The organism is Nocardia salmonicida, from assembly GCF_036142455.1.
Classification (GTDB): Bacteria; Actinomycetota; Actinomycetes; order Mycobacteriales; family Mycobacteriaceae; genus Nocardia; species Nocardia salmonicida.
Genome location: NZ_CP108014.1, coordinates 6,702,499 through 6,716,791, shown reverse-complemented (window position 1 = coordinate 6,716,791; position 14,293 = coordinate 6,702,499). Strand labels below are relative to the sequence as shown.

9 protein-coding genes are annotated in these 14,293 nt (G+C 69.1%); 4 read left to right on the top strand and 5 right to left on the bottom strand.

The features are described from left to right. Positions 1-73 precede the first annotated feature (73 nt). Positions 74-3,970, bottom strand: coding sequence for a non-ribosomal peptide synthetase (locus tag OHS03_RS31500; RefSeq protein ID WP_407942428.1), 3,897 nt, complete (start codon positions 3,968-3,970; stop codon positions 74-76). Positions 3,971-4,095: 125 nt separating this feature from the next. On the opposite strand from OHS03_RS31500, the gene OHS03_RS31490 reads away from it, so the two are divergent. Next, positions 4,096-5,745 (top strand): (2,3-dihydroxybenzoyl)adenylate synthase, encoded by a 1,650-nt coding sequence (locus OHS03_RS31490; RefSeq protein ID WP_328659040.1) that lies wholly within the window; start codon positions 4,096-4,098, stop codon positions 5,743-5,745. 146 nt (positions 5,746-5,891) lie between these two features. On the opposite strand, the gene OHS03_RS31485 is transcribed toward OHS03_RS31490, so the two are convergent. Next, positions 5,892-7,193, bottom strand: a complete 1,302-nt coding sequence (locus tag OHS03_RS31485) for a salicylate synthase (RefSeq protein WP_407942530.1) — start codon at positions 7,191-7,193, stop codon at positions 5,892-5,894. A gap of 251 nt (positions 7,194-7,444) precedes the next feature. Here OHS03_RS31485 and OHS03_RS31480 point away from each other — a divergent pair, with 251 nt between their 5' ends. Together OHS03_RS31480 and OHS03_RS31475 are read left to right on the top strand one after the other, a co-directional pair. After that, positions 7,445-9,862 carry a glycerol-3-phosphate 1-O-acyltransferase gene (locus OHS03_RS31480; protein ID WP_328659036.1) on the top strand — a complete coding sequence of 806 codons (2,418 nt, stop codon included), beginning with the start codon at positions 7,445-7,447 and terminating at the stop codon, positions 9,860-9,862. Then, positions 9,862-11,271 (top strand): HAD-IB family hydrolase, encoded by a 1,410-nt coding sequence (locus OHS03_RS31475; protein ID WP_328659034.1) that lies wholly within the window; start codon positions 9,862-9,864, stop codon positions 11,269-11,271. Before OHS03_RS31480 ends, OHS03_RS31475 begins: the two co-directional genes overlap by 1 nt. A 34-nt stretch (positions 11,272-11,305) precedes the next feature. Here OHS03_RS31475 and OHS03_RS31470 read toward each other — a convergent pair whose 3' ends face one another. The 3 genes from OHS03_RS31470 to OHS03_RS31460 form a co-directional block, all read right to left on the bottom strand. Beyond that, complete coding sequence (locus OHS03_RS31470; RefSeq protein WP_328659032.1) at positions 11,306-12,502, bottom strand: Dyp-type peroxidase; 1,197 nt, start codon at positions 12,500-12,502, stop codon at positions 11,306-11,308. Beyond that, entirely contained in the window at positions 12,495-13,043 is a 549-nt protein-coding gene (locus tag OHS03_RS31465; protein WP_328659030.1) for a copper chaperone PCu(A)C, read from the bottom strand. Before OHS03_RS31465 ends, OHS03_RS31470 begins: the two co-directional genes overlap by 8 nt. Before the next feature lie 95 nt (positions 13,044-13,138). Next, entirely contained in the window at positions 13,139-13,687 is a 549-nt protein-coding gene (locus OHS03_RS31460) for a hypothetical protein (protein ID WP_328659028.1), read from the bottom strand. Positions 13,688-13,840: 153 nt separating this feature from the next. Here OHS03_RS31460 and OHS03_RS31455 point away from each other — a divergent pair, with 153 nt between their 5' ends. Then, the gene (locus OHS03_RS31455) at positions 13,841-14,275 is read left to right on the top strand and encodes a DUF6069 family protein (protein ID WP_328659026.1); all 435 of its coding nucleotides are present in this window, start codon (positions 13,841-13,843) and stop codon (positions 14,273-14,275) included. Positions 14,276-14,293: the final 18 nt, after the last annotated feature.

Genomic DNA, 14,293 nt, shown 5'->3' with positions numbered 1-14,293 from the left:
TGGCGGAAGTCTAGCGACGCAGGGGAAATGCGCGAATCGGCAAGAGCCGGTGCGTAGTTCGCTTCTGCCCTCGTCACGACTGGGCCAGTACCTCTTCATCGGTCAGCGCGGCGACTTCGAGATACATCGCGGCGACCAGTTCGAGTCGGCCCGTGTCGCCGGAGTCCTTCTCCCGGTCCGACATGCGCGCCGCGAGCCCCTCGATGGTGCGGGCGGTGAACAGGTCGGCCACAACGGTGTCGGGGGCGTCGAGCCATTCGCGGATGCGGGCCACGGCGGTGGTGGCGAGCACCGAATCGCCGCCGAGGGCGAAGAAGTCGTCGGTGACGCCGATACGCTCGGTGGCGAGCACCTCCGCGACGACCGCGACGAGCGCCCGTTCGAGATCGGTTCGCGGCTCGACGAATTCGTCTGCGCCCTCGTGCTTTTCGAGTACCGCGCGGATGGCCTTGCGGTCCGGCTTGGCGTTCGGGGTGAGGGGCAGTTCAGCGAGCAGTTCCAGGCGCGTCGGCACCATGTAGGACGGGACGAGGTCAGCGGTCGCGGCGAGCACCGCCTCGACGTGCAGGGTTTCGCCCGGGCTCGGCACCACCAGGGCGACCAGCTTCGGCGCCGCCGTCCCGACCACCGCGGCCACGGCGTGGCGGACACCGGGGACCGCGCGCAGGGCGCTCTCCACCTCACCGAGTTCGACGCGGTAGCCACGGATCTTGACCTGGTGGTCGGCGCGGCCGAGGAATTCCAGACCGCCGTCGGGCAGGTAGCGGGCCAGGTCACCGGTGCGGTACCAGCGCAGACCCTCATGGGCGACGAAACGGTCGGCGGTGCGCTCCGGGTCGTTGCGGTAGCCGGCGGCCACGCCGTCGCCACCGATCCAGAGTTCGCCGCTCACCCAATCGGGGCAGTCGTTGCCCGCCGGGCCGACGACGCGGCACTGCACGTTGCGCAACGGGGTGCCGTAGGGGACGGCAGCCCATTCGACAGGGACCTGGGCGTCCACGACCTCGCAGATGGTGGAGTGGATCGCGGTTTCGGTGGCGCCGCCGAGACCGGCGAAACGGCTGTTCGGGGCCACCGCGGCGAGACGTGCGGGGAGGGCGACGTCAACCCAGTCGCCGCCGAGGATCACCGTTCGAAGTGAGGCAAGGGGCTCGGGCAGCGTGGCGGTAGCGGACCCGGTGCGGAGGTCGGCGAGCTGCGACGACCCCGGCGCGGCGGTGAGCAGCATGTCGAGCAGGCTCGGGACGCAGTTGAGCAGCGAAATCTGGTGGCGGCGAACGAGTTCGACCCAGACGGCAGGGTCGGTGCGCTGCACGTCGTCGACGGTGACCACCGCGCCACCGACGGCGAGCAGGCCGAAGATGTCGTAGACGGAGAGGTCGAATTCGAGGGCCGAGAGGGCCAGCGCCCGGTCGGCGGGGCCGAGGTCGAATCGCTCGTTGAGGTCGTCGATGGTGTTCATCGCGGCGCGATGCGGCACCTCGACGCCCTTGGGCTTGCCGGTGGAGCCGGAGGTGAACAGCACGTAGGCGATGTTCTCCGGATCGCCGAAGACGGGGCGCGCAAACGGTTGCGCGTGCGCGCGAGCCTCGGCGAGGTCGATCGCGCGCACGTCGGGAATCTGCGTACCGCCGACCGTGAGCACGGCGACAGCGTCTGCGGTGCTGAGGATTTCGGCGCGACGAGCGGCAGGCTGATCGAACCCGATCGGCACGTACACCGCGCCCGCCGCGAGCACGCCGAGCACCGCGACGATCTGGTCGGGGCCCTTCGGGAGCTGCACCGCGACCGAATCACCGGGCGTCACACCGGCTTCCCGGAGCGCACCGGCCACCGCCAGCGCGTCCGCTGCCAGCTCGCCATAGGTCAGCTGCCCGGCAGGCTCCCAGAGCACCGCGGGCGCGGACGGAGTCGTCGCCGCGTTCGCGAAGAAGCCGGTATGCAGCAGCCCGCCGCTCACCGGCCCCGCGGTGGCGTTCACGCGCGCCCGAGTAGCGGCCTGCTCCAACGGAATCCGGACTCCGGCTTCGGCCTGCCATCCCGCTCCCCCGGCAAACCTAGTGCGTCCGAACGAAACCGCAGCCCCGTCAGCGGGCACCACGGGCGACATCGCCGAGCTCACCTCGGTCGGCGCGGCCTCGACTGCCTTCGGCTGCGCACTGCCTGCATCCGACGAATTCGCCGAGGCCTCGGCGAGCTCGAAAGGTCGGCCACCGAGGCGTTCGATCGCCTCGATGTACCGGGCGAACATGGCGTCGACCATGCCCGCGGGGAAGGCGGTTTCGCGGATGTCCCAGTTCAGCAGCAGACCCCCGCGGACCTCGGTGATCTGGGCGTCGAGCAGGACCTGCGGGCCCTGGGAGATGATCCAGACGGGGTCGCCGAAGGTGTCGGTGACGATGTCGGGGAACAGTTCGCCGAGGTTGAGGGCGCTGGTGTACACGATGGGCGCCAGCACCGGTTCGCCGCGATGACGCCCGAGGTCGCGCAGGACTTCCAGGCCCGAGTACGCGGAGTGCGCGCCCGCTTCGTGGAGGCGCTGCTGGAGCGCGCGCGCACGATCGGCGACGGTGGCCGGCTCGGTGACGTCGACTTCGAGCAGGACCGAGGAGGTGAAGTCGCCGACGACGCCGTCGACCTGCGGGTGCACCGGTTCACGGTGGAACAGGGGCAGATTCAGCAGAAAGCGACGCTGAGCCGACCAGCCGCCGATGGTTTCGGCGAACACCGAGGCCAGCGCCATCGCGGGGGTGATCCCCCGGGCGTGGGCCGCGTCGAAGACCTGTGCTTTGGCCTGCGGGGAGAGCCAGCGGTGCAGACGGATCGTGCGATTCGGGTCCGCGGTGTGCTGGGCAAGAGGGAGTTCCGGAGCGCCGGGCAGCTCGCTCAGGCGATCTTGCCACCAGGCGCGGTCACGGGTGCGCTCGTCCGCGATGGCGCTCGGCCCCTGCGGGAGGCCGGCGGCAGTGCCCTGCTGCTGCGCGGCGGCATTGTCCGAAACGTGGGTCGCTGTGTGCTCGGCCAGGTACTGACGGAAGGTGTAGTCCTGCGGCGGCAGCGGTTCGCCGTGGTAGAGCCGGGCGAGGTCGGTGATGAGGATGCGGTAGCTCATCGCGTCGGCGGCGAGCATATCGACATCGAGGTGCAGACGGGTGCGGCCGTCGGCGAGGCGGGTGAGCGCGATATCGATCACCTGCCCGTCCTCCACCGCCATCCGCTGGTGCGTGCGCGCGCCGCGCAGCTCCGCGAGCCGCTGCTCGGCCTCGTCGGCGGACGCCTCGCGCAGATCGGTCACGCCGAACACCGCGCGGCCGGGCCGGTCGAGAGTCTGCTGGGTGCCGTCGGGCAGGAACCGGGTGCGCAGCATGGGATGGCGCGACAGCAGCTGTTCGACAGCCCGCTCGAGCCGCTCCGGATACACATCGGCCCCGTCGAATTCGACGTAGAGATGCGCCGCGACACCGCCGAGCTCCTGCGCATCGGACCGCCCGATCCAATACGCGTGCTGCATAGGCGCGAGGGCGAACGGCGTCCCGTCGTCGGGAACGATCACGGATTCGTCTGCGGCAGAACCGAAGTTGTCGAAACCTCCCGATCCAGCCGGGTTGTCGACCGGCGTGGCGGAGTCGGCCGAACCGGGCTCACCCGGTTCGAGAGCGGCGTCATCGGCGGCTTGGTCGGCCACAGTCGACGGACTGTCGCTTGCCGCGAGGTCGTCGGGGTCGGCGCCGTTGAGGAGGGCGTACCATGCGTCGACGGTGGGGTGGGCGGCCAGCAGAGCGAAGTTCACGGCGATGCCGCGTTTGCGCCAGGCGCCGGCGAGCTTCATCGTGCGGATGGAGTCGAGGCCGAGCTGGATCAGATCGTCGGCCTCGGCGACGGCGTCGGGGGTGAGGTCGAGGTGACGGGCGATCGCGGCGCGGATCTCGGCGCGGTCGATCCCGGCGCCGCCTGCGGGTGCTTTCTCCATCTGCCGATCACTCCTTGCTCGCCGCCCGTCCCGGACGGATTCGGTACTGCCCGGCGGCAGCCTACTCCATTGGGATAGGGTTGCCTAACCTTTGCAAGTGTAGCGAGACTCGAGTGAGGCAGTACGTGACGTCGACATCGGCAACCGGCCACCGCGAGGGCTACGTCCCATTTCCCGAAGCAGCCGCCCAGGAGTACCGGGCCGCGGGCTATTGGGCCGGGCGCACACTCGGTGATCTCCTGCGCGACACCGCGCGCAGCCGGCCGCAGCGGCCCGCCGTCCTCAGCGACGCCGGTGCGCAGACCTACGCCGAACTCGACGCCGCAGCCGATCGGATGGCGCACGGGCTGCTCGCCCTCGGGATCAATCCCGGTGACCGCGTGATCGTGCAGCTGCCGAACATTCCCGAATTCGCGACGGCCCTGTTCGGCGTGCTGCGCGCCGGGATCATCCCCGTGCTCACCCTGCCCGCACACCGCCGCGTCGAGATCGAGCACCTGGCCGCGCTGTCCGAAGCGGTTGCCTATCTCATCCCCGACCAGCTCGGCGACTTCGACTACCGCGAGCTGGCCGCGACGGTGCGCCAAGCGGTACCGAGCCTGCGGCACGTGCTGGTCGCCGGTGATCCAGGCACCGGGGCGCCGGACGCCGACGGCAGTACTGCCGGATTCGTCGCCCTCGATTCGGTTGCTCGCGAAGGCGATTCGCTGCCCACGGTCGACCCGTCCGATATCGCGGTGATGCTGGTCTCCGGCGGCACCACCGGCCTGCCGAAGCTGATCGCCCGCACCCACGACGACTACGTCTACAACGCGACCGCCAGCGCGCGGGTCTGCGAGCTCGGCCCCGAGGACGTCTACCTCGCCACCCTGCCCGCGGCCCACAACTTCCCGCTGGCCTGTCCCGGCATCCTCGGCACCGTCGCGACCGGCGGCGCCATCGCCTTCACCCTCGACCCGAGCCCCGAGGCCGCCTTCGCCGCGATCGAGAAGCACGGGGTTAGCGTCACCGGCGTCGTCCCGCCGCTGGCTCAGCTGTGGAGCGCGGCAGTGGATTGGGAAGAGGCCGACCTGAGTTCGCTGCGCCTGTTGCAGGTGGGCGGGGCGCGACTGGCCGAGGTGAACGCCCGCGATGTCGAGCCCGCGTTGCAGTGCACCTTACAGCAGGTGTTCGGGATGGCCGAGGGGCTGCTCAACTACACCCGTCTCGACGACGACAAAGAACTGGTGTGCACCACCCAGGGCCGACCGCTCTCCCCCGCCGACGAACTGCGCATCGTCGACGCCGACGGCAACGACGTCGGCCCGGGCGAAGAGGGCGAACTACTCACCCGCGGCCCCTACACCCTGCGCGGGTATTACCGTGCGCCCGAGCACAATTCGCGCGCCTTCACCGCCGACGGCTTCTACCGCAGCGGCGATCTCGTCCGGCAACTACCCAGCGGCCACCTGGTCGTGAGCGGCCGGATCAAGGATGTGATCAACCGCGGTGGCGAGAACATCTCCTGCGATGAACTCGAGGAGCACCTGCTCGCCCACCCCGCGGTCCGCCACGCCGCCGCGGTCGGCCTGCCCGATGCCGCACTCGGCGAAAAGGCCTGTGTCGTCCTGGTTGTCACCGGCGAACTGCCCACCCTCGGCGAGATCAAGACCTTCCTCACCGAACGCGGCCTGGCCACCTACAAGCTCCCCGACCTCATCCGCCAGGCGGATTCATTGCCGATCACCGCAGTCGGCAAGATCGACAAAAAGGCCTTGCGTGCCCTGCACGGTTGACGGTCCGAAACCTCTTGCCGACAGCGTCTTCCGGGACAACTGATTTCGCGTGAACACGGGTAACTCACCGGGAACGCCCGGCCCTGGCCACGGCCCATACCGTCGGCCCGGTGCGCAAGCCCTGCGCACCCCACGGCCGGCAGAAGTCACGGAGAGGCGGTAATAGCCTTGACCACGTAAGGCGCTACGCTGCCCAGCTTTTCGCAGGTCTCCTCGAACTCACGCTCGGGACGCGACTGCCCCACGATTCCCGCACCGGCGCGCAACCACGCGCCTTCGCCGGTCTGGTAGATCGCGCGAAGCACCAACGTCGCCTCGAGCGCGCCGGTCGGCGAAACACAGACCACCGCACCGGAATACAGCCCGCGCGGATCGTGATCATTGCGGAATACCGAATCGACGCCTGCCCGCTTGGGGATGCCGGACGCGGTCACCGACGGGAACAGCACCTCGAGCGCGTCCCACGCGGTGCGGTCGGCGGCGAGGGTGCCGCGCACGGTGGATGCCAGGTGCTGCACGCTGCCGCGCTCGCGCACCGCCATGAAATCGGAGACCGCGGGCGTGCCGGGTACGGCCACCTCCGCGATCTCGGCGAAGGAGGTCTGCACCGAGATCGCGTGCTCGACGATCTCCTTCGGGTCGGCCAGCAGTTCGGCGCGGGCGGCACCGTCGGCCTCGGGACCGAGTCCGAACGCGCGCGTACCGGCCAGCGGTTCGGTGGTGACGACGCGATCGTCGTCGACCGAGGCCACCAACTCGGGACTGAACCCGGCCGCTTCGAGCCCGCCCAGCCGCAGCAGGAACGAGCGGGCGGGGGTGTTGTTGGCCCGGCCGAGGCGATAGGTCGCGGGCACGTCCACCGCGAACGGCAGCTCGACCTTGCGCGACAGAATCACCTTCTGATAGCTGCCGGACCGGATTTCGGCGACCGCCGTGGCGACCCGTTCCTCGTAGTTCGTCGGGTCGACCCGCACATCGACCGACGTCGGGGCAGGCAGGTCGACACCCTGCGAGCCGGAGATCAGATCGTGGATATCGCACGCCTCGTTCGGGGTGGCGCCGCTGATCCGCACGCCGGTGGCATCGATGCGCACCTCGATCCGCGGAACCATCAGGTGCGCCAACGAGGTCAGCGGATTGAGATGGTGGGTCGCCGCGAGCGAGTAGGCGCAGAATTCGAAGCCGATCCAGCCATAGGCGTTGCGGCCGTCGATCGGCAGGGTCGCCAGTGCGGTGTCGATGGCGGTGGCGGGGCTGCCGGACCACGCGCGAGCGGTGGTCTCACCACCCCAGGTGGTGCGCAGCTCACCGGCATCGAGTTCCACGCTACCGAGCGGATCGGCGGCGAACACCCACACACCGGGCTGCTCGTACATCACGTACTCACCGAACCGATCAGAGACGGCCAGACGTGACATCGCTGCCGCCGGGTCGGTCACGTGCTCCACCCGTACGGGCTGTTCCGTCGACGACAACGATCCTCCAAGGTAAAGCTGACCTAACTTTTCTTGGTTAGGTTAGCATTACCTCGCCGTTTAGCCAGACCCATAGCTGGGTATTGTTCGCCACTGCCGCACCACGCCGGGCAAACCTCCAGCACTGTAGCTCGCGCCCGACATCGGCCGCTCCGCACACGCCGCGCAACGCGCTGTAGCCCAAGTTCGATGCGCCGAACCAGATCTGCGGCTTGAATGGAGTAATGATCGACAAAGGTGGGCGGCGCGGCCCGCAGGCAGACTCGGTGGTCGCCCTGGTCGACGCGGCCTCCGCCGTCGAACGCGAAGTGATCGGCGACTGGATAGCCCAGGGTGGTCTCGACAGGGAGATCGACTCCACGGCCCCGGTGACCCAGCTCGACCTCGACGCGAAGGCCATCACCAGACGCCTCGTCGGCAGGCAGGACGACCCGCTGGTCGTGCCGGTCCGGGTGCTGTGGCTGCCGCCCGAACGCGACGGTGTGCGCCGGGTGACCTTCGCCGACCTGGTGATGCTCACCAACCCGCGCAAACCCAACCGGCTCGTCCAGCGCAGGCTGCTGCGCACCGAACCGGACCGCCACCGCGTGCTCGTCGGCGCGCCCGCTCGGCTCAGCGCGCTGCGCACCAACAACCCCGAGGCCGCGGCGCTGCTGCGCGCGGGCTCAGCCGACCCGTTCGCGCGCGCGGTGGTACGCGCCGCGGTGGTGGCGCTCGAACGCGCCGAACGCACCGTCATCGGCGATCGGTACAAGGTGCCCCAGCTGGTAGCCGAGGAGATCCTCGACTCCCCGGAATTCCAGCGCAAGCTCGACTACATCGCCGACGAGATCGGCTCCGAACCCGACCAGGTGTACCGCAACGCGGAGAAGGCGCTGCGCGAGCTGGTCGCCGCGCAGAGCAGGCTGGTCTCGGACCTGTTCACCCAGGCGATGCGACCGGTGCACGCCTCGACGTGGAAGGTCGACACCGATCTGCGCGGCCTCGACGCGTTGCGCAAGCTCAACCGCAAGCACCCGCTGGTTTTCCTGCCCTCGCACCGCTCCTATGTCGACGCGTTCGTACTCGGCGACGTGTTGGCGCGCAATGATTTTCCGCCCAACCATGTGATCGGCGGCGCGAACCTCAACTTCTGGCCGATGGGTCCGATCGCGCGGCGCACCGGAACGGTGTTCATCCGGCGCAGCTTCGGCGACGACGAGGTCTACAAGGCAGTCGTCGAGGAGTACTTCGCCTACCTGCTGGCCAAGCGCTTCAATATGGAGTGGTACTTCGAGGGCGGGCGCACCAGGACGGGCAAACTGCGCCCACCGCGCTACGGCCTCCTCAATTACCTTGCCGCCGCGGTGCGTTCACGTCGGGTCGACGATGTGATGCTCGTGCCGGTCTCGATCACCTATGAGCGACTCAACGAGCTCGGCGCGATCGCCATCGAACAGGCCGGCGGCAAGAAGAAGGCCGAGGGAATCGGCTGGCTGGCCAGATATGTACGCAGCCAGCAGCATTCGGCCGGACGTGTGTATGTGCGCTTCGGCGAAGCCATTTCGGCCCGCGAGCGGCTGGGGGTGTACGGCGATCCACTCGATCAGCGGCCGGTGACCATCCCGCTGCGCGACACCGAAACCGGTTCGGCCACCGTTCCCGACGAGAAGACGCTGGCCGACGCCGAGCACAAAGCCGTGCAGCGCTTGGCTTTCGACGTCGCGGTCGGGATCAACGAGGTCACCCCGATCACCGTCAACGCGCTGGTCACCCTGGCCCTGCTCGGCGTGCACGAACGAGCGCTCACGCTCGGCCAGGTGCGAACGGTGCTCGACCCGGTGCTCGGCTATATCGTCGGGCGCAAACTGCCCAGCGGCGAACTCACCACGCTGCGCGACGAACAGGGCCTGCGGGTGGTGCTCGAACAGCTCGCGCTGGCGGGCGTTGTCACCGTGTATCGCGGTGGGCTGGAACCGGTGTACGCGATCGAACCCGGCGCGCATCTCGAGGCGGCGTTCTACCGCAACAGCGCGGTGCACTGGTTCGTCAACCGCGCCATCCTCGAACTGGCCGCCCTCACCGCGGTGGAGCAGCCGGGTGACGACCCGCTGCGGGCGGCGTGGAAGGCGGCGTTCGCGCTGCGCGATCTGCTCAAGTTCGAATTCTTCTTCCCGGAACGCAAGGAGTTCGCCGACCAGATCATCGAGGAGGTGCGCATCATCGTGCCCGAATGGGACGAGCACACCCCCGACGATCGACTGGATCGCCAATTCCTCGGCGCTGTCACCGAATCCGGGTTCGTGATGGCCCATCGCGTGCTGCGTTCGTTCTTCGACGCGCAGTTGGTGGTCGCCGAGCGGCTGGTGGCCCGACCCGCCGACGCGGCGATCGATCGCAAGGAATTCATCGACGAGTGCGTGGCGGTGGGCAAGCAGATGCTGTTGCAGCAGCGGTTGAACAGCCCGGAATCGGTATCGTCGGAACTGTTCACCAGCGCCTGGAAACTGGCCGACAACCACGGCCTCATCGCACCCGCGGCTGAGGGCGCCGAAGCCGAATTGATCGACAAGCGCCAGGAATTCGCCGATCAGCTGCGCGATCTGGGTGACCGGATCGCGCGGGCGGCCTCGCTCGATCCGTCGAACAGGAACACGAACTGATGAGCACACTCGCCGACGCCGTGGCCGCGATCCGTTCGGGTCCGCAAGGTGCGCGGATCGCCGCGGTGTTCGATTTCGGCGGCACCGTCGTCGACGGTCTGCCGCGACGCGGACTGGCGGGCAAGGTGTTCCGGCGCGGTGAGGAACGCCTGGCCACCCTGCTCGGTGGCATCCAGCGCGGCGGCAACGACGGTGACTACGGACGATTCCTGCAAGCCGTCGAACGGACATGGGCGGGCGCGTCGGAGAACGAGCTGGACCAGCTCGGCCGCAAGGCTTTCAGCAAGGAGATCTACGGGCGGCTGTTCCCCGAGGCGTGGCACCTCGTGCGCGCACACCAATTGGCTGGTCACACAGTGATATTGGTCAGCGAGCTCACGCGATTCCAGGTGCGTCCCGTCGCCGAGCGGCTCGGCATCGACAACGTGCTGTGCACCGAACTCGCCGTCGAGGACGGCGTACTGACCGGCCGACCGGCGGGCGCGCCGCTGTGGCGTACCGGAAAGTCCACGGCAGTAACCCAATTCGCGCGGGATCTCGAGATCGGCTACGTCTATGCCGACAGCGTGACCGACCTGCCGCTGCTGGAACTCGCCCAGCATCCGACCGTGATCGACCCCGACCCGGCTCTCGCCGCGATCGCCGCCGACAACGGCTGGCCAGCACTGACCTTCCGCCTGCGTCGAGCCCCGCGCCCCGTCGACTATCTGCGCACCATCGTCGGATTCGCCGGACTCATCGGCGGTGCGCTGGTCGGCGTCCTTCGCAAGTCCTACACCGGCAAGCGGCAGACGATGGCCGACGCACTCATGCACGACGCCACCACCGCGACCCTGCGCGCCATCGACGTCCAACTGCGCGTGGTCGGAGCCGAGAACGCCCGCGCGCCGCGGCCCGCGGTATTCCTGTTCAACCACCAGAGCCAGTTCGACGTGATCATCGTCCCGAAGGTCCTCGACGGCGCGGTGACCGGCATCGGCAAGAAGGAGCTGCGCAATCATCCGCTGTTCGGTCCGCTGATGCGGTTCGTCGGCGTCACCTTCATCGACCGAACCGACACCGAGCGCGCGAAAGCCTCCCTCGCCCCGGTGGTTTCGACCCTGCGCGACGGACTCTCCATCGCCGTCGCGCCCGAGGGAACTCGCTCGTTCACTCCGGGTGTCGGGCCGTTCAAGAAGGGCGCGTTCCATATCGCCATCCAGGCGGGCGTGCCGGTGATCCCCGTGGTGGTCCGCAACGCGGGCGAAATCGCCTGGCGGGATTCGCCTATCGCCCGCGCCGGCATCGTCGACGTGGCGGTGCTGGCGCCGATCGATGTCTCCGGCTGGGACCCCGCCGACATGGACGCCGAGGTGGAAGGCGTCCGGCAGCTGTTCGAGAACACGCTGCTGGACTGGCCACGAGCCTGAACCGGCCGGGCGCGAGGTGCGCCCGGCCGGATGCTCAGCTCTCGAACAGCTGCTGCCCGAGATAGTGCCCCGGACCGGGGACACCGGGCGGGATCACGAACACGGCCGACCCGATGGGCGTGGTCCATTCGTTCAGCGCGTCGAATTCCGCCAGTCGCGCCTGCACCGGCAGGAACTGACGGTCGATATCGCGCTGATAGGCCACGAACAGCAGGCCCGAGTTCGACACCTGCCCCGGCGCCGGGTTCTCGTCGTAGTTGAACCCGCGGCGCAGGAACCGTTCACCGTCGTGGGTGTGCCTGGCCCGCGCCACGTGCGACGACGGCGGAATGACCGGGATGCCGTGGCGGTCCACCGCGGCGAGATCGGGCTCGTCGTGTTCGGCGATACCGGTCAGCGGCGCACCGTTGGCGACCCGGCGGCCGACGGTCAGTTCGCGACCGTCGGCGTCGAGTTCGTCCCAGGTGTCGAGGTCCATGGCGATCCGGCGCAGCACCAGGGAGGTGCCGCCGGCGAGCCACGGCGTCGACGCGCCGTCGTCCCAGACCAGTCGGTCGAAGTCGACCGTGCGCGGGGCGATGTTCACGGTGCCGTCGACCTGCCCCATGAGGTTGCGCATCGTCTGGCCGTTCGGCGCGTCCCGGAATCCGCGCTGCACCCACCGCACCGTCACCAGCGATTTCACGTGCTTGGACAGCACCCGCACCGCGTGCGCGACCGTCGTCGCCTCCTCGGCGCAGACCTGGAGGACCAGGTCGGCGCCGGTGTAGCCGGGGTCGAGCCGGTCGATGGGAAATGGCGGGAGCTGGCGCAGCCATTCCGGTCTCCGCTCGGTGAGCCCCGCGACGGTGAACAGGTCGGGCCCGAAGCCGACGGTGATCGTGAGACGGGCCGGTCTGGCGGCGAGCTCCGGTTCGGTGTCGGCGAGCGCGGGCACGCCCGTGGTCAGTCGCACCGCGTCGTCGGTCCAGATACGGAGCAGCCCGATCACGTCCTCGCGACCGACACCGGACGCCAGGTCGAAGCCCGCGAAAGCCACGTGACCTGGTGGCATCGTCTCCACGCCCGCCTGATGAGCGCCGTAGAACGCGACGATGTCGAGCGCCTCGTCCCGAACGGCCTCCGGGCGCACTAGTTCGGCCGTACCCCAGGCGATGCCGGCCGCACCCGCCACCGCGGCTCCCCCGCCGAGCAACCGTCGGCGAGAGAGTCCGGGCCGCGAATCAGCCACCGTGCATCGGATTGTCGGTGCCCGGCGCGTAGTTCTCCTTGCCGCCGGCGAAATCACGCACCTGTGCGGTGACGACGGTGCTCGAGCCGTCGGCGAAGGTCAGCGTGAGCGAGGTTTCCGAGCCGGTCCGCAGCGGCTGCTTCAGGTCCATGAACATCAGGTGCTCGGCGCCCGGCTTCAACGTCACCTCGCCGCGTGCCGGGACGGTGATGCCACCGGCTTTCGGGCGCATGGTCTTCGCGCCGGTGCTGTCGGGCACCACCTCGTGGATCTCGACCCGCTCCGAGGCCGGGCTGGTGGCGGCTACCAGTGTCATCGGGGCGTCACCGGCATTGCGCAGGGTGCCGAAGGCCGCCGACATTCCGGACTCGGCGGCCTTGATCCACTGGTCGCTCATGGTGATCCGGTCCGCCGTCGCCACGGACGAGGGCGGGGCAGGCTCGGAATCCGAGCAGGCGGTGGCGAACACGGCGAGGACGGCACAGGCGGCGGCAGCGCCGACACGGCGGGCACGCAGGTGGACATGCGGAAAGACGGACATGGGAGAACTCCGATCATCGGGGTGAGGTGTGCCCCGGACCGGCCTGTCCGCACGGCGAATCATCCACCGAGACAGTGGAATTCGTCGGCCTTGTCCTAAGCCGGAACGGGGTTGGATGCGGTCGCGCCCATCCAGGGCGGACCACGCAGCCCGATGTCCGGTCGTAGGAGGAGCTGCCGTAGCACCGCACGCTCGTCGGCGACGGGTAGCCGGACCGGGCGGTCGGGCGGGCACGTGACCCCGGCCAGCACGAGGACCAGCTGCCGCACGCTGGTGATCGCCCGGCGCACACCGACCTCGGCGGCGCGAATCGCGATGGCGCCGACGGGGATCGCCACCAGGTGAGCGAGCACCATCGCACCCGAAATCGTGTGGTGCTGGAAATGTCCCAACGACAGCGCGGTGTGCCCGACGCACTGGCCGACAGCCAGTACCACCATGGTCGACATCGCGCTGTTTCCTCGCGGCAGCGCGGTGACTACGACACCGATCAGGGCGCACGCGGCGAACAACAGCGCGAGGGCGGATCCGCCGGGAACGGCGGTAGCACCACCGAGTCCGTGCGCCAGAATCGCGACGGCGCCGGACGCGGAACCCACTGCCGCGCCGCGTAAGCGCGCGGTGTGATCCGTCGGAGAGCCCACGCCGCCATGCTACGACCTTCTGTCGTAGGTGCGGGGCCCAGGGCCTGTGACCAGGGTCTCGACGATGCGGCGCAATCCAATTCGACCGAGGGCTTGACATTAACAATGGTTCAGGTTTGATGCTTGTCTCACCACCGAATGAGGGAGAACATCATGAGCACCGTCACCGCCCCCACCGCCTACACCGTCCCCCCACTGAACCGGCCCGTCGCCGTGCTGGGCGCCGCTGCCGTCGCCGTGGTGCTGAATCTGATCGTCTGGGCCATCGGCGCCGCCGCGGGCGGGTCGTTCACCACGATCGCCGACGGCAAGGTCACCGATGCCGCGCCCGGCGGGGTGATCTTGATGTCGGCCGTGCCGGTCCTGATCGGCCTGACCGTCGCCGTGCTGGTGTCCTACCTGTGGACCGGCGTGCTGCGGACCGCCGCCGTGGTCGGGTCGGCGCTGTCGATCGCGACCATCGGACTGACCGTGGCCGCCGACTTCGACACCGCCTCCACCATCGCCCTGTCGGTGATGCACGTGGTGCTGGTGCCGGTCATGGTGATCGCCCTGGAAGGTGTGCGTCGCGGCATCACCGCGAAGTGACCCGGACAAACAGCGAAG